Below are 16,806 nucleotides of genomic sequence, written 5' to 3'. Positions count from 1 at the left end.
TCAGCGTCGCTGAGCCCTTTAGTAAGTCTTCGCGAGCAGGCTCGCTCCCACATTGGGTGTGTTGACTGCTAGTCCAGCGTCAATACATAACCCTGTGGGAGCGAGCCTGCTCGCGAATGCAAGCAACGCGGTCTTACGCCTGGTGGCTGATCCGGCCGTCCACCAGGGTATAGCGCACCACGCCCGGCAGAGTGTGGCCTATGAACGGGCAGTTCTCGCCCTTGGACAGCCAGGTCTCACCGGCCACGGTCGAAGCCGCAGGATCGAACAGCACGATATCCGCCGCCCCACCCACCGCCAGTTTGCCGGCCGGCAGGCGCAACGCCTCGGCAGGACCGGCGCTCAAACGTGCCAGCAACGTTGGCAAGTCCAACAAACCATCTTCCACCAGCGTCATCGCCAATGGCAGCAACAATTCAACGCTGCTGATCCCAGGCTCGGTGGCACCGAATGGCGCCAGTTTGGCGTCTCGCTCGTGGGGTTGGTGATGGCTGGAGATGGCCGAGACCACGCCCGATTTCACCGCTTCACGCAGGCCGTCGCGGTCGGCGCGGGTACGCAACGGCGGCTGGACGTGATACAGGCTGCTGAAGTCGATCAGGGCTTCGTCGGTGAGGATCAGCTGATACAGCGCCACGTCGGCCGTGACCTTCAAGCCACGGGCCTGTGCCTGGGCGATCAGGGCCACGCCGCGTGCGCTGGTGAGCTGACTGAAGTGCGCGCGCACGCCGGTTTGTTCAACCAGCAGCAGGTCCCGGGCCAGGGCGACGGTTTCGGCGGTTTCCGGAATGCCCGGCAGGCCGAGGAAACTCGCGGTCGGGCCTTCATGGGCCAGACCGCCTTCAGCGAGGTCGTGATCCTGGGAGTTGAAAATCACCGTCAAGTCGAAGGTGGCCGCGTAGTCCAGCGCCCGGCACAGGGTACGGGTGTTGCGGAAACTCTCCAGCCCGTTGCCGAAGGCCACGCAACCGGCATCGCGCAGGGCGACCAATTCGGCCAGCTGTTCGCCGTCCAGACCTTTGCTCAGCGCGCCGATCGGGAACACTTTGGTGTTGCCGGCTTCGCGGGCGCGGTCGAGGATCAATTCGGCCACCGCCGAAGTATCCAGGACCGGTTTGGTTTTCGGCGGGCAGCACAGGCTGGTGATACCCCCGGCCGCGGCGGCACGGGTTTCGCTGGTGATCGAGCCTTTGCGGCTGTAGCCCGGTTCGCGCAGGGCGACGTTGAGGTCGACCAGGCCAGGGGCGGCCACCAGGCCTTTGGCGTCGAGGGTGTCGACGGCGACAAAACCGGCGGGCGCGGCGCCGATGGCGACGATCTTGCAGGCTTCAATATGGATATCGGTGACTTGATCCAGGCCGCTGGCCGGATCGATGACGCGGGCGCCGAGGATGCTGAGCTTCACTGAAGGTTCTCCTGCTCGAATTGGCGCTGCGCAGTCTGCCCGCTCATGGCCATGGACAAAACGGCCATGCGAATCGCGATGCCGTAGGTCACCTGGTTGAGGATCACCGAGTGCGGGCCGTCGGCCACCGCCGACTCAATCTCCACACCACGGTTGATCGGTCCAGGGTGCATGACGATGGCATCGGGCTTGGCGCCGGCCAGGCGCGCGGTGGTCAGGCCGAACAGGCGGTAGAACTCGCCTTCGCTGGGCAACAGGCCGCCGGTCATGCGCTCACGCTGCAGGCGCAGCATGATCACCACGTCGACGTCTTTCAGGCCTTCGGTCATGTCGGTGTAGACCTTCACGCCGTATTGCTCGATGCCGATCGGCAACAGGGTTTTCGGCGCGATGACGCGGATGTCCGGGCACCCCAGGGTTTTCAGCGCCAGCATGTTCGAGCGCGCCACCCGCGAATGCAGGATGTCGCCGACGATGGCCACGGAAAGGTTTTCGAAGCCGCCCTTGTGCCGGCGAATGGTCAGCATGTCGAGCATGCCCTGGGTCGGGTGGGCGTGACGACCGTCGCCGCCGTTGATGATCGCCACTTGCGGGCAAACGTGTTCGGCGATGAAGTGTGCGGCACCGGAATCACCGTGGCGCACGACGAACATGTCGGCGGCCATGGCTTCCAGGTTGCGTAGGGTGTCGAGCAGCGTTTCGCCCTTGCTTGCCGACGATGTCGACACGTTCAGGGTGATCACGTCCGCCGACAGGCGCTGGGCCGCCAGTTCGAAGGTGGTGCGGGTGCGGGTGGAGTTCTCGAAGAACACGTTGCACACGGTTTTGCCGCGCAACAACGGGACCTTTTTGACTGCCCGGGCGCCGACTTCAAGGAAGGAGTCGGCGGTGTCGAGGATTTCCGTCAGCAACTCGCGGCGCAAACCGTCGAGCGAGAGGAAGTGGCGCAGCTGGCCCTGGTCATTGAGCTGCAGCGGGCGCTTGGTTTCTAGAGGCGTCATCGCAAGGGGGACTCTCAATAGGGCGAATTAAAGGGCGAGGTCTTGCAGTTCGAGCGCAAGCTCCGGGCCGGACAGCTTCACCCGTTCGTGGGCCGCCAGGGACAGGGTCGCGCCCAGTACGTTCGGGCGGATCGGCAGCTCGCCGGCGTCCAGATCCAGCAGGCACACGAGTGTCACGCTGGCCGGGCGGCCATAGTCGAAGAGTTCGTTCATGGCGGCGCGGATGGTCCGGCCGCTCATCAACACGTCGTCGATCAGCACCAGGTGTTGGCCTTCGATTTCGAACGGCAGGGCCGAGGGGCGCACTTGTGGGTGCAGGCCGTTCTGGCTGAAGTCGTCGCGGTAAAAGGAAACGTCGAGCGTGCCGAGGGGCTCATTGTTGCCCATCTCTTTGAGCAAGGCCTGGGCGACCCAGACGCCGCCGGTACGGATACCGATGTAGCGCGGTTCGCTGATGCCGCGTTTGGCCAGGTAGGCTTCAAGCCGGATCGCCATCTGGCTGATCAGTTCGGCGGGATTTGGCAGGCTCATGGTTGCTCCTTCTTGGGCCCGAGACGGGTGTCGCTTGAGATGGCTCGGGTTGCAGCTATAAAGAGACGCTGGCGGCTCTTCAGGATTAGTGACGTCAGGATTCGAACAGCGCGCTGTTTTCGTCGAGCCAGCCTTGCAGCAGCAGGGCGGCGGCGATGGCGTCGACCGGGTTGTCGCGGTAGCTGCCCTTCTGCCCGCCACGGGCCAGGCGTTCGCCCTTGGCTTCGAAGGTGGTCAGGCGCTCATCGTGGGTGTAGAAGGGCAGGTTGAAGCGGCCGTTGAGGCGGCGGGCGAATTTTTCCGCACGCACGCACATGTCGCTGGGCGTGCCATCCATGTTCAGCGGCAGGCCGACCACGACGGCATCGGGCTTCCATTCTTTGATCAGCGCTTCGACCTGATCCCAGTCGGGAATGCCGTTCTGCGCTTTCAAGGTACACAGCTCGCGGGCCTGGCCGGTAATCACCTGGCCGACCGCGACGCCGATCTGTTTGGTGCCGTAGTCAAAACCCAGAATCAACCGCAGGGCCATCAGGCGTGCCCCGCCTGACTGGTGAGCAGGCTGAGGTTGACACCCAGGTGCTTGGCCGCCGCTTCCAGGCGCAGTTCGCTGCTGGTGTTGAACAGGATGTCGGCGTCGAACGGGCAGGTCAGCCAGGCGTTCTGGGCCAGTTCGGCTTCCAGCTGGCCGGCTTCCCAACCGGCGTAGCCGAGGGCAATCAGGCTTTTTGCCGGGCCGACGCCATCGGCAATGGCGAACAGTACGTCCTGGGAGGTCGACAAGGACAAGTCACCTTCCAGATCAACGGTCGCCTGAAAGGTCTTGCCCGACGGATGCAGAACAAAGCCACGATCGGTCTGAACCGGCCCGCCGATGAAGATCGGCACATGCTGGCAGAGGACCGGCGGTTCGATATTGGGGCGCAATTGCTCGAGGATATCGGCCAGGTTCAGGTCCTGCGGGCGGTTGACCACCAGCCCCATGGCACCATTGGCCGTGTGCTCGACGATGTAGGTCAAGGTGTGCGCAAAGTTCGGGTCGACCATGTGAGGCATGGCGATCAGGAAGTGATGCTTGAGGTAGCTGGGGCTGACGTTTTTCATGAGCGCTAGTGTGGCGTCGGAGGGACAAACTGACAAGCTGGGGATGCACAGGAAATGGCCTAAACCCTGATAACGGCTCGGACCACTGTGGGAGCGAGCCTGCTCGCGAAGAGGGAGTGTCAGTGACATTGGTATTGCCTGACACACCGCATTCGCGAGCAGGCTCGCTCCCACAAGGGGCATTTGCGGGGGGTCAATTACTTGAGAGGCGATCCCCGCGCGCAAATTTCCAGGTGCGGATGATTTCCAGGCGGTCGATATCCGACAAATCCCCGGTAAAGGGAGCGAACGGCGCCGCCAGACGCACGATGCGCTGGGCCGCCTGATCCAGCAGCGGTTGCCCGGAGGATTCCAGTACCAGCACCTCATACAGCGAGCCGTCACGGTTGATCGACACCATCAGGCGCAAGTTGCCGTAAATCTGTTTGCGCCGGGCTTCGTCGGGGTAATTCAGGTTGCCGATGCGCTCGACCTTCTTGCGCCATTCGTCTTTATACCAGGCGCCCTTGTCGCGCATGGTCGAGGCGGCGCTCAAGCGGTGGATGCGCGGGCGCTTGGCGTACAGCTGCTGTTCGTTGGCCAGTTCCGCTTCCAGGCTGGCGATGTCGCTCGACAGCTGTTCAGCATCGAACGTCGGCGCGGCCACTGCAGGTTTGGTGACGGGCTTGGGTTCTTCGGTTTTTGTGGCGGCTTTTTTCGGCTTCGGCGCGACGGTGGTCACGGCCGCCTTGGGCGCCGCTTCCTGCACTTCAGGTTTGGCTGCCGGTGGTGGCGTGACTTTCTGCACCTTGTTGTCCTGGAAAGGCGCGACCTCGGTGGTCTTGGGAATGGCCTTTTTATCCAGGGTGCCGCTGCCTTGCTGATTCTCTTGAGCAAGAAAATCGGCCTTTTCCGGCTTCTTTTCGCTTTTGAACGTGGCGAGGGTGATTTCCAGGGTTTTGCTGATTTGCTGGGGCTCGACCACCGTAAAGCCGACGCCCAACAGCAACGCCAGGTGCACCAGCGCCGCCAGAAACAGGGTAAAACCGAGGCGATCGGCCGGGCGCACGCCGCTATGGGCGAGTTCGGGGGGCAGATCGGACGGGAGGGTCATGGCAGAAAAACCAACATCACGTTTTCAATGGCCGGGCATGATAACGCAATGTTGGTTTTTAGCTTCAAGCTACAAGCTGCAAGCGACAAGCTGTAGACGAGCAGCTTCAAGCATCAAGCTGCAAGGGAGTTGCAAATGCATACGTGCTTTAAGCTTGTAGCTTGCGGCTGGTAGCTTGCAGCTGCTTCTCGATGGCATCCATCAGCATTGCGCCGATGTCAGTGCCGAACGCATTGTCGATCTCGCGGATGCAGGTCGGGCTGGTGACGTTGATTTCCGTCAGGTGCTCGCCGATCACGTCGAGGCCGACGAACAGCAGGCCTTTTTCCCGCAGGGTCAGACCGACTTGCGCGGCAATCCAGCGATCTTTCTCGGTCAGCGGGCGCGCTTCGCCACGGCCGCCGGCGGCGAGGTTGCCACGGGTCTCGCCAGCGGCGGGAATGCGCGCCAGGCAGTAGTCCACCGGCTCGCCGTCGATCATCAGGATGCGTTTGTCGCCATCGACGATGGCCGGCAGGTAGCCCTGGATCATGATCTGCTGCTGACCATGCAGCGTCAGTGTTTCGAGAATCACCGACAGGTTCGGGTGACCCGCGGTGTGGCGGAAGATCGAGGAGCCGCCCATGCCGTCCAGCGGCTTGAGGATCACGTCACCGTGATGGTCGGCGAATTCGCGCAGCACATCCGGACGGCGGCTGACGATGGTCGGCGGCGTGCACTGAGGGAACAGCGTGGCGAACAGTTTCTCGTTGCAGTCGCGCAGGCTCTGCGGTTTGTTGACCACCAGCACGCCGGCACTTTCGGCTTGTTCCAGCAAATACGTGGAATAGACGAACTCCATGTCGAACGGCGGATCCTTGCGCATCAGGATCACGTCCAGATCGCTCAGCAGCGCGTCGTTTTCGGCGCCCAGCTCGAACCATTTTTCCGGGTTGGCAAACACTTTCAGCGGGCGCATCCGCGCCCGGGCCTGGCCTTCGGCCTGGTACAGGTCGCGCTGTTCCATATAGAACAGTTCCCAGCCACGCTTCTGCGCGGCCAGCAGCATGGCCAGCGAGCTATCCTTTTTATAGGAGATGCTGGCGATAGGGTCCATGACAATCCCGACGCGAACGCTCATGGGTGTTTCCTCTGAAGTTGGGGAGCCTGTATCGATCTTCTGTGGGAGCGAGCCTGCTCGCGAAGAGGGCGTGTCAGTGACATTGTTGTTGCCTGGCACACCGCATTCGCGAGCGGGCTCGCTCCCACAGTAAGAAGATCAGACCAAAAGGACCGTTTAAAAGTGGCGTCAGAGTGGCGCTGCGTGGGTTTGCGGTCAAGGAAAAACCACCTCGAAGGTCGGCCGATAGATTGGCATTGGAGACTGTGCTAAAAAGGCTGCCATGTTGTGCTGGCCCTTGAGCATCAAGGGTTTCGGGCCCTCGACCCACTGCAAATGGACAAATAGATTCGTAAAGGCGACGGTAGAGCAATTATGGAACAGCAACCCAGCGCCTTGAAGGTCATGGTGATCGATGATTCGAAGACGATTCGCCGTACCGCCGAAACGCTGCTCAAGAACGTGGGGTGTGAGGTCATCACGGCCATCGACGGTTTCGATGCCCTGGCCAAGATTGCAGACAATCACCCCGGCATCATCTTCGTCGACATCATGATGCCGCGTCTGGATGGCTATCAGACCTGCGCTTTAATCAAGAACAACAGTGCGTTCAAGTCCACGCCAGTGATTATGCTGTCGTCCAAGGACGGGCTGTTCGACAAGGCCAAGGGGCGCATCGTCGGCTCCGACCAGTTTTTGACCAAGCCTTTCAGCAAGGAAGAACTGCTGAACGCGATCCAGGCCCATGTTCCGGGCTTCGCCGCCGTTTTGCCGCAGTAAGACACCAGAAGTGATGCTCGGCCAACGGGCCTTGTGTCGACAAGAATGGGGAAGACCATGGCACGTATTCTGATCGTCGATGATTCGCCGACTGAAATGTACAAACTGACCGGCATGCTGGAAAAGCACGGTCATGAAGTGTTGAAAGCCGAAAACGGCGCCGATGGCGTGGCCCTGGCCCGCCTGGAAAAACCCGATGCGGTGTTGATGGACATCGTCATGCCCGGCCTCAACGGGTTCCAGGCCACCCGCCAGCTGACCAAAGATCCGGAAACCGGGCACATCCCGGTGATCATCATCACCACCAAGGATCAGGAAACCGACAAGGTCTGGGGCACGCGCCAGGGTGCCAAGGACTATCTGACCAAGCCGGTTGATGAAGAGACCCTGATCAGAACCCTGAACAACGTGCTGCCGGGTTGATTGTCCGGCCATGACCGAGTCGCTGACGGCCTTTGAGCTGTTGCTGCAGATCGACCAGCGCTGTCGTCTGCTGGCGGCGGACTTGCCGTCCCAGCCGACCCGACAGGACAGCTGGAGCGGCATCGGCTTTCGCCTGGGTGAGCACTGGTACGTCGCGCCCATGGGCGAAGTCAGTGAAGTGCTGCATGAGCCGCGCTTTACCCAGGTGCCAGGCGTCAAGTCCTGGGTCAAGGGTGTGGCCAACCTGCGTGGGCGCTTGCTGCCGATCATGGATTTGAGTGCTTTCTTTTCGGGTAAAGAGTTCGGGCATGAGCTTTCGACGCCGCGCAAGCAGCGGCGGGTGTTGGTGGTGGAGCATCAAGAGGTGTTCGCCGGGCTGATGGTCGATGAGGTCTTCGGCCTCCAGCACTTTGCCCGCAACAGCCTGAAGCCGGTGCCGGCAGATGACGTCTCGGGGCCGATGTCGGCGTTTGTCGACGGTTGCTTTGAAGGCGAGCAGAGCTGGCGGGTGTTCAGCCCGTTTGCGCTGGCGAGGTCCCAAGGATTCATGAACATTGCGCTATAAACGCGGACCCTGTGGGAGCCGGGCTTGCCCGCGATGCAGGCGACTCGGTCTCACATTGAACCGAGGTAATGCTATCGCTGGCAAGCCAGCTCCCACAGGGATCGCGTCAGGTTAGAAGATGGTTGGTTAACAGGCGAAGACCGATGATAAAAGCTAAAACAGGCAAGCCAATGGAAGGGTCGCGCAGTCGTTCGCAGATCATCGCGCTGTTCATCGCGCTGATCATCTTCATCATGCTGTTGTTTGCCAACTTCGCGTACCTCAACACCCAGGCGACGTACGACAAACAGTACATCGGTCACGCCGGCGAGCTGCGTGTCTTGTCCCAGCGCATTGCCAAGAACGCCACCGAAGCCGCCGCCGGCAAGGCCGCAGCGTTCAAGCTGCTCAGCGATGCGCGCAATGATTTTGCCCAGCGCTGGAGCTATCTGAAAAAAGGCGACCCTTCCACCGGCCTGCCGCCGGCACCAGCGGTCGTGCGCCCGGAAATGCGCGCGGTGCAGATGGACTGGGAGCGCCTGCTGAAAAACACCGACGCCATTCTTTCCAGCGAGCAGACCGTGCTGTCGCTGCATCAGGTGGCCGCGACCCTGGCCGAAACCGTGCCGCAGTTGCAGGTTGAATACGAGAAAGTGGTGGAGATCCTCCTGCAGCGGGGCGCACCGGCTGCCCAGGTGGCGATGGCCCAGCGTCAATCACTGCTGGCCGAACGCATTCTGGGCGCTGTGAACACGGTGCTGTCCGGCGACGAAAACTCGCAGCAGGCGGCCGACGTCTTCGGTCGCGACGCGGCGCGGTTCGGCCAGGTACTCAACGGCATGCTCCAGGGCAATGTAGCGCTGCGGGTCAGCCAGGTTGAAGACCGTGATGCGCGGGCGCGCCTGATGGAAATTTCCGAGCTGTTCGAGTTCGTCTCCGGCTCGGTGGATGAAATCCTCGAAACCTCGCCGGAGCTGTTCAAGGTCCGCGAGTCGGCCACCAATATCTTCAGCCTCTCGCAGACCCTGCTCGACGAAGCCTCGCACCTGGCCGGCGGTTTCGAAAACCTCGCCAGCGGGCGCAACACCGACACCATTGGCGGCTATGTGCTGGGTCTGGCGGCATTGATGTCGATCATCCTCATCGGTCTGGTGATGGTCCGCGAAACCAATCGCCAGCTGCGGGAAACCGCCGAGAAAAACGAGCGCAATCAGAACGCAATCATGCGACTGCTCGACGAAATCGAAGACCTGGCCGACGGTGACCTGACCGTGACTGCCTCGGTGACCGAAGACTTCACCGGCACCATTGCCGACTCGATCAACTATTCCGTGGACCAGCTGCGCGATCTCGTGGCGACCATTAACCTGACGGCCGGCCAGGTCGCCGCCGCCGTGCAGGAAACGCAGGCCACCGCCATGCACCTGGCGCAGGCTTCGGAGCATCAGGCGCAGCAGATTTCCGAAGCCTCCACCGCGATCAACGACATGGCCGAATCCATCGATCAGGTGTCAGCCAACGCCGCTGAATCCTCGGCGGTGGCCGAACGTTCGGTGGAAATCGCCAACAAGGGCAACGAGGTGGTGCACAACACCATCCACGGCATGGACAATATTCGCGAACAGATTCAGGACACTGCCAAGCGGATCAAGCGTCTTGGCGAGTCTTCCCAGGAAATCGGTGACATTGTCAGCCTGATCGATGACATTGCCGATCAGACCAACATTCTCGCGCTCAATGCGGCGATCCAGGCGTCCATGGCCGGGGATGCCGGGCGCGGTTTCGCGGTGGTCGCCGACGAGGTGCAACGGCTGGCCGAGCGCTCTTCGGCCGCCACCCGGCAGATCGAAACCCTGGTGCGGGCGATCCAGACCGACACCAACGAAGCAGTCATCTCCATGGAACAGACCACCACCGAAGTGGTGCGCGGCGCACGTCTGGCGCAGGATGCGGGTGTGGCCCTGGAGGAAATCGAAGGGGTTTCCAAAACCCTGGCGGCGCTGATCCAGAGCATTTCCAACGCCGCACAGCAACAGACGTCGTCTGCCGGTCAGATTTCCCTGACGATGAACGTGATCCAGCAGATCACCACGCAGACCTCGTCCGGTTCCACCGCCACCGCCGAGAGCATCGGCAACCTGGCAAAAATGGCCAGTCAGCTGCGGCGGTCGGTGTCCGGTTTCACCTTGCCGGCCACCAAGACACAGGTGACCGACAAAGTTTGAACCGCCTGCGGGCGCCTGCAATTTGACTGATGCAACGTGACTGAAGCGAAAACTGGAGTGGTTATGGGTGATCGGCACGACTATGTGGCCCTCGAATGGGTCAAAGGCGAGATTGCCGAAACGCTGAAGCAGGCTCATCACGCGATCGAAACCCAGCTTGATGATCCGCAGGCGACGCACGCCCTGAGCGATTGCCTGGCGTGCATCCATCAGGTTCACGGCAGTTTGCAGATGGTCGAATTCTACGGCGCGGCCCTGCTCGCCGAAGAAATGGAGCAATTGACCGCCGCCTTGCAACACAATCGCGTCAGTCATCGTGACGAAGCGCTGCACCTGATGTTGCAAGCCCTGGGGCAACTGCCGATCTACCTCGACCGGGTTCAAGGCGCCCGTCGCGACTTGCCGCTGGTGGTGCTGCCGTTGATCAACGACCTGCGCAGTGCCCGTGGTGAAAGCCTGCTGTCGGAAACCAGCCTGTTCAGCCCGCAATGGCCGGACCTGCCACCCCTGGACGCCGAGTCCCTGGCATTGCTGGAGCCGGCGGAACTGCCGAATGTGCTGCGCAAGTTGCGGCAGATGCTGCAAATGGCCCTGGTCGGCTTGCTGCGCGAGCAGGATGACGACACCCACCTGGGATATCTGGCCAAGGTGTTTTCCCGCCTGGAAAGCTTGTGCGGCAACGCACCCTTGAGCCCGTTGTGGCAGGTCGCTTCGGCGCTGGTCGAAGGCATGCGTGGCGGTGCGATCGCCAACAGCCCGGCCTTGCGCAGTCTGTTCAAGGACGCCGACAAAGAACTCAAGCGCCTGCTCGAACAGGGCATGCCCGCGATCAATCAACCGGCGCCGCCGGAGCTGCTCAAGAGTTTGCTGTTCTACATTGCCAAAGCCGAACACCCCATCGGGCAGATGCTGACCATGAAAGATCGCTACGGACTGGATGACGCGCTGCCTGACAGCGCGATGGTCGATGAAGAACGCGCGCGGCTGGCCGGCCCCGACCGCGACGCCATGCGCTCGGTATTGGCGGCGCTCTGTGAAGAGCTGGTGCGAGTCAAGGAGCGCCTGGACCTGTTCGTGCGCAGCGACCGGCAACACGCCTCGGACCTCGACAGCCTGCTGGCACCGCTGCGGCAAATCGCCGACACCCTGGCGGTGCTGGGATTCGGCCAGCCGCGCAAGGTGATTATCGATCAACTGGCCGTGGTACTGAGCCTCGCCCAAGGCCAGCGCGCCCCCGATGACGCGACCCTCATGGACGTCGCCGGGGCTTTGCTCTACGTCGAAGCGACCCTGGCCGGCATGGTGGGCACCGTGGAGCCCGAGAGCCAGGAAGAAAGCCGTCTGCCGACCACCGACCTGACGCAGATTCATCAGATCGTGATCAAGGAAGCGCGCATCTGCCTGCAAGAGGCCAAGGACATGATCGTCGATTACATCGACGCCGACTGGGACCGTCAGCATTTGCAGGCACTGCCGGCCTTGTTGACCCAGGTTCGTGGCGCGCTGGCGATGATCCCGTTGAACCGTGCGGCGGGCCTGGTCGAAACGTGCAACCACTTCATCCGCGAACATTTGATGCTCGACCCTAGCCAGCCCGGATGGCAGGAACTGGACAGCCTGGCCGACGTCATCGCCAGTCTTGAGTACTACCTCGAACGTCTCAACGACGACCCCGAAGCCCCCGGTGAACAGTTGCTCGACATCGCGGAAAAAAGCCTGGCATCCCTCGGCTTCTTTCCTAACGAAAAGCCCAGCGGACAGCAGGTGCCGGTGCTTGAGGATGTGCTGAGCCCAAGCGAAGCGCAGGTCATGCAACAAATGCAGGAACGGGATGCACAGGCGGTCGTCCAGACCCTGGCCGATGTGCTGGCCAGTCCGGTATCCGCCCTCAATCCGCCCGCGTTGACCACGCCGGGCAGCCTGTTGCCGCCGCCCGCCGGTGAGGAACCGGTGGACGACGAACTGCGGGAAGTGTTCCTCGAAGAAACCGACGAGGTGCTGGAAATCCTTCGGGAGTACTTGCCGCGCTGGTCGGCCAACCCTGAGTACACCTCGGCTTTGGGTGAGGTGCGTCGCGCTTTCCACACCCTCAAGGGCAGTGGCCGGATGGTCCGCGCGCTGGTGTTGGGTGAGCTGGCGTGGGCGGTGGAAAACCTGCTCAACCGTGTACTGGAACACAGCGTGGCGCCGGGCGACGCAGTGCGGCAATTGCTGGGTGATGTAGTAGCGCTGTTGCCGGAACTGGTCACCGAATTTGCCGATAATGCCCAACGCCAGCGCAACGATGTCGATCAATTGGCCGCCCGTGCCCATGCCTTGGCCAAAGGTGGTGAGCTGGCCTGCGACGAAGACACGCAAGACGTCGCGGCGCTCGATCCGTTGTTGCTGGAGATCTTCCGCAAAGAAGCCGAAACCCATTTGACCAGCCTCAACCGCTTTCTCGATCAGGCCGCCGAACACATGCCCTTGCAGGCCAGTGACGAGTTGCTCCGCGCCTTGCACACCCTCAAGGGCAGCGCATCGATGGCCGGGGTCTTGCCGATTGTCGAGCTCGCCGCGCCGCTGGATCAACTGGCCCGGGAATACAAGGCGCACCAGATCGCCCTGGACCTGGACGAAGTTGATGTGCTGCTGGAAGCCGAAGGCTTGTTCCGCCTTGGCTTGCGCCAGCTCAAGACCGATCCCCTGGCCGAAATCCCCAGCGCCCATGCGTTGATCGAACAGGCCCGGGCGTTGCTGGTCGAGCGTCTGCAAGGTCTCTCGAATGGACCCAGCAGCGGTCCGCGGATCAAGCGTGATCCGCAGTTGATCAACAACTTCCTGGCCCAGGGCATGGACATCCTGCTCGACGCTGAAAGTCTGTTACAGCGCTGGCAGCAACACCCCGGCGAGCGTCAGGAGCTCAGCGCGCTGCTGGACGAATTGACCACCCTTGGCGAGGGCGCGCACCTGGCCGACCTGCATCCGGTGGACGAACTCTGCGAAGCCCTGCTCGACCTCTACGGTGCCGTGGAAGAAAGCAGCCTGGCCGTCAGCGAGACATTTTTCCACGAGGCGCAAAGTGCCCACGAAGCACTGATCAACATGCTCGACGAACTGGCCGCCGGCCAGGAAGTCAGCCCGCGCCCGGAGCGCATTCGTGCCTTGCACGGCTTGCTCGATCAGAGTCTCGATCCATCGGCCATGGGCCTGATCCGCAGCGACGGCAGCCGCACCCTGAGCATCCGTGACCTCGGTGAGGCCACCGCGGAACTTGAAAATACACTTTCCCCTGTGGGAGCGAGCCTGCTCGCGAAGGACGTTAACGATGACGCGTTGTCATTGGATAAACGCGGTGCCAGTGAGTCCATCGCGAGCAGGCTCGCTCCCACAAAGGATCGCGCAGTCGAGCTCGATGATGAAATCGTTGCGATCTTCCTCGAAGAAGCCGTGGATATCCTCGACAGCGCCAACCAGGCGTTGCAACGCTGGTTAGGCGAGCCGCAGAACCCTGCACCGTTGTCGTCCCTGCAACGCGACTTGCACACCCTCAAGGGCGGTGCGCGGATGGCCGAGGTCGAGCCGGTCGGTGACCTGGCCCATGAGCTGGAAAGCCTGTACGAAGGTTTGGTCGACCGCCGCTACAGCCACAGCGAAGTGCTGGCGCAGTTGCTCCAGCACAGCCATGAGCGCTTGGCGCAAATGCTTGAGCAGCTGCAGCGCCATCAGCCGTTGGGCGATCCCGGTGAACTGGTCGAAGCGATTCGCGCCTTTCGCCAGGGCCACGCGGGCCACACCGACGTGATCGAGCCAGAGGCCGGCAACGACACGACTCATCATGATAGCGAGTTGCTGGATATCTTCCTCGAGGAAGGCTTCGACATCATCGAGAGTTCCGGCGCGGCACTGGTACGCTGGCAGGCCGAGCCTTCGAACCGCCAGGACGTGGAAACCCTGCTGCGCGACCTGCACACCCTCAAGGGTGGTGCGCGCATGGTGGAAATCACCCCGATCGGCGATCTGGCCCATGAGCTGGAATTCCTCTACGAAGGTTTATCCACCGGCGTACTGAAACCCACGGCCACGTTGTTTGAATTGCTGCAACGCAGCCATGACCGGCTGGCGCAAATGCTCGACGCGGCCCGTGCCGGGGAACCGTTGCCGCCGGCGGACCGATTGCTCGATGCGATCAGGAATTTCAGCCATCCGACGGTCCCTGAAATCCCGGCACCGGTCGCGCTGCCTGCTGCGATAAAAGCCGAGACGCCGCTGCTGCCACAGGACGCCGGTGCGGACATGGTCAAGGTCTCGGCGGAACTGCTCGACGACCTGGTCAACCTGGCGGGCGAAACGTCGATCTTCCGCGGCCGGATCGAACAGCAAGTCAGCGATGCCCAAACAGCCTTGAACGAAATGGAAACCACCATCGAGCGTATGCGCGATCAGTTGCGTCGCCTCGACACGGAAACCCAGGGCCGGATCCTCAGTCGCCAGCAAGTCGACGCCGAACGCCTGGGTTACGAAGAGTTCGACCCGTTGGAGATGGATCGGCACTCGCAGTTGCAGCAACTGTCCCGCGCCCTGTTCGAATCCGCCTCCGACTTGCTTGATCTCAAGGAAACCCTCGACCGGCGCAACCAGGATGCGGAAAACCTGCTGCAGCAACAGGGGCGCATCAACACTGAGTTGCAGGAAGGCCTGATGCGCACGCGCATGGTGCCCTTCGAAAGGATGTTGCCGCGCTTGAAGCGCATTGTTCGCCAGGTGTCCGAGGAGTTGGGCAAAGACGTCGAGTTCATCGTCGGCAACGCCGAAGGCGAAATGGATCGCAACGTGCTCGAACGCATGGCGGCACCGCTGGAGCACATGCTGCGCAACGCCGTGGACCATGGTCTGGAGTCCGCCGAGGCGCGCATCGCGGCGGGTAAACCGGCGCAGGGGCGCATCACCCTTGATCTGTCGCGCGAAGGCGGCGACATCATTTTCGATATCCGCGATGACGGTGCCGGGGTGCCGCTGGACGCGGTGCGACGCAAGGCCATCAAGCGTGGCTTGCTCGACCCGGACACGGAAATCAGCGACCGCGACGTGTTGCAGTTCATCCTGCAACCGGGGTTTTCCACCGCCGAGAAAATCACCCAGATCTCCGGGCGTGGCGTCGGCATGGACGTGGTCCACGAAGAGGTACGGCAACTGGGCGGCAGCATGAGCATCGACTCTGTGGCCGGGCAGGGCGTGCATTTCCGTATCCGCCTGCCGTTTACCGTGTCGGTCAACCGGGCGTTGATGGTGCAATGCGGGGAGGATCAATATGCGATCCCGCTGAACACCATCGATGGGATCGTCCGCGTGTTGCCCAACGAGCTCGAAGGGCATTTCCGTCTCGATCCGCCGACCTATGAATACGCCGGGCAACGCTATGAGCTGTGCTATCTGGGCGAGCTGCTGAAAACCAGCCCCCGGCCAAAACTCTTGGGCCAGAGCCTGCCGTTGCCGGTACTGCTGGTGCAATGCAACGAGCGCCACATCGCGGTGCAGGTCGACGCCATGGCCGGCACCCGAGAGATTGTGGTCAAGAGCCTCGGCCCGCAGTTCGCGGCGGTGCAGGGCGTCTCCGGGGCAACGATTCTGGGGGATGGCCGGGTGGTGCTGATTCTCGATTTGCTGGCGCCGATTCGCGCCCTGCAAGCCCATGTGCCGCAGCGCACGCCAAGCCACGACACGGAGCTCGAGCCGCAACGACCGTTGCTGGTGATGGTGGTCGACGATTCGGTCACCGTGCGCAAGGTCACCAGCCGTCTGCTCGAACGTCACGGTATGAACGTACTGACGGCCAAGGACGGCGTCGACGCCATGCTGCTGCTCGAAGAACACATGCCGGATGTCATGCTGCTGGACATCGAAATGCCACGCATGGACGGCTTCGAAGTGGCGACACAAGTGCGCAACGATGAACGTTTGCAGCACCTGCCGATCATCATGATCACCTCCCGCACCGGCCAGAAACACCGCGACCGGGCCATGGCCATCGGTGTCAACGACTACCTCGGCAAGCCGTACCAGGAATCGGTACTGCTCGAAAGCATTGCCCTGTGGAGCAAAACCCATGCTTGAGCAGCGCATCAACCAGCGCAGCATCAACCTTACCGGCCTGCTGCTGCCCCTGGCCGACCGCAACCTGATCCTGCCCAACGTCGCCGTCGCCGAGCTGATCGATTACCAGCCCGCGGCATTCGATCTCGATACACCGCCGTGGTACCTGGGGCGCGTCACCTGGCGCAACCGGCAGATTCCCTTGCTCAGTTTCGAGTCGGCGTGCGGCAATAAAATCGTCATCGGCGAGCGCGCGCGAATCATCATCCTCAATGCGCTGGGAGGTCGTCCCGACCTGAAATTCATCGCGATGCTGGTCCAGGGCATTCCGCGCTCGTACAAGCTCGACAGTCAGTTGAGCTATGTGGATGTGCCGTTGTGCTCGCTGGAAAAAGCGGCGGTGCAGGTGGCTGATCAGGTGGCCAAGGTACCGGATTTGATAGCGCTGGAGGAGTTGTTGGTGAATGCCGGGGTAGTTTGACGGGCCCCTTCGCGAGCAGGCTCGCTCCCACAGGGGAATGCATTTCAA

13 protein-coding genes are annotated in these 16,806 nt (G+C 62.0%); 6 read left to right on the top strand and 7 right to left on the bottom strand.

Annotation, left to right across the window (positions count from 1 at the left end; genetic code table 11):
- Nucleotides 1–133: 133 nt before the first annotated feature.
- From ACW9HW_RS23045 to gshB, 7 genes are all read right to left on the bottom strand, one after another.
- On the bottom strand, nt 134–1,405 hold the full coding sequence (locus ACW9HW_RS23045; protein WP_095196371.1) for a dihydroorotase: 1,272 nt from the start codon (nt 1,403–1,405) through the stop codon (nt 134–136).
- Entirely contained in the window at nt 1,402–2,406 is a 1,005-nt protein-coding gene (locus ACW9HW_RS23040) for an aspartate carbamoyltransferase catalytic subunit (protein ID WP_095196372.1), read from the bottom strand. The genes ACW9HW_RS23045 and ACW9HW_RS23040 overlap by 4 nt, the downstream gene beginning before the upstream one ends.
- A gap of 27 nt (nt 2,407–2,433) precedes the next feature.
- Entirely contained in the window at nt 2,434–2,937 is a 504-nt protein-coding gene (gene pyrR / locus ACW9HW_RS23035) for a bifunctional pyr operon transcriptional regulator/uracil phosphoribosyltransferase PyrR (RefSeq protein ID WP_095196373.1), read from the bottom strand.
- A 94-nt stretch (nt 2,938–3,031) separates the two neighbouring features.
- Entirely contained in the window at nt 3,032–3,469 is a 438-nt protein-coding gene (gene ruvX, locus ACW9HW_RS23030; protein WP_095196374.1) for a Holliday junction resolvase RuvX, read from the bottom strand.
- A complete protein-coding gene (locus ACW9HW_RS23025; protein WP_095196375.1) occupies nt 3,469–4,041 on the bottom strand; it encodes a YqgE/AlgH family protein in 573 nt (190 codons plus the stop codon). The genes ruvX and ACW9HW_RS23025 overlap by 1 nt, the downstream gene beginning before the upstream one ends.
- A gap of 193 nt (nt 4,042–4,234) precedes the next feature.
- Nucleotides 4,235–5,134 (bottom strand): energy transducer TonB, encoded by a 900-nt coding sequence (locus ACW9HW_RS23020; protein WP_095196376.1) that lies wholly within the window; start codon nt 5,132–5,134, stop codon nt 4,235–4,237.
- 148 nt (nt 5,135–5,282) lie between these two features.
- Nucleotides 5,283–6,254, bottom strand: coding sequence for a glutathione synthase (gene gshB / locus ACW9HW_RS23015; RefSeq protein WP_457401847.1), 972 nt, complete (start codon nt 6,252–6,254; stop codon nt 5,283–5,285).
- Between the two features lie 354 nt (nt 6,255–6,608).
- Here gshB and pilG point away from each other — a divergent pair, with 354 nt between their 5' ends.
- The 6 genes from pilG (at nt 6,609) to ACW9HW_RS22985 (ending at nt 16,758) form a co-directional block, all read left to right on the top strand.
- Complete coding sequence (pilG, locus tag ACW9HW_RS23010; protein WP_046053663.1) at nt 6,609–7,013, top strand: twitching motility response regulator PilG; 405 nt, start codon at nt 6,609–6,611, stop codon at nt 7,011–7,013.
- Nucleotides 7,014–7,070: 57 nt separating this feature from the next.
- Nucleotides 7,071–7,436, top strand: a complete 366-nt coding sequence (pilH, locus tag ACW9HW_RS23005; RefSeq protein WP_095196378.1) for a twitching motility response regulator PilH — start codon at nt 7,071–7,073, stop codon at nt 7,434–7,436.
- Nucleotides 7,437–7,446: 10 nt separating this feature from the next.
- Nucleotides 7,447–8,001 carry a chemotaxis protein CheW gene (locus tag ACW9HW_RS23000; RefSeq protein WP_095196379.1) on the top strand — a complete coding sequence of 185 codons (555 nt, stop codon included), beginning with the start codon at nt 7,447–7,449 and terminating at the stop codon, nt 7,999–8,001.
- A 143-nt stretch (nt 8,002–8,144) separates the two neighbouring features.
- Nucleotides 8,145–10,205, top strand: a complete 2,061-nt coding sequence (locus ACW9HW_RS22995) for a methyl-accepting chemotaxis protein (RefSeq protein WP_095196380.1) — start codon at nt 8,145–8,147, stop codon at nt 10,203–10,205.
- A 63-nt stretch (nt 10,206–10,268) separates the two neighbouring features.
- The gene (locus ACW9HW_RS22990; RefSeq protein ID WP_457401846.1) at nt 10,269–16,298 is read left to right on the top strand and encodes an Hpt domain-containing protein; all 6,030 of its coding nucleotides are present in this window, start codon (nt 10,269–10,271) and stop codon (nt 16,296–16,298) included.
- Nucleotides 16,291–16,758, top strand: a complete 468-nt coding sequence (locus ACW9HW_RS22985; RefSeq protein WP_457401845.1) for a chemotaxis protein CheW — start codon at nt 16,291–16,293, stop codon at nt 16,756–16,758. The genes ACW9HW_RS22990 and ACW9HW_RS22985 overlap by 8 nt, the downstream gene beginning before the upstream one ends.
- The last annotated feature ends 48 nt before the right edge of the window (nt 16,759–16,806 follow it).

Source organism: Pseudomonas sp. SDO5532_S415, assembly GCF_054071155.1.
Note: the sequence above shows the minus strand (reverse complement) of the source record. Positions and strands in the feature narration are given on the sequence as shown.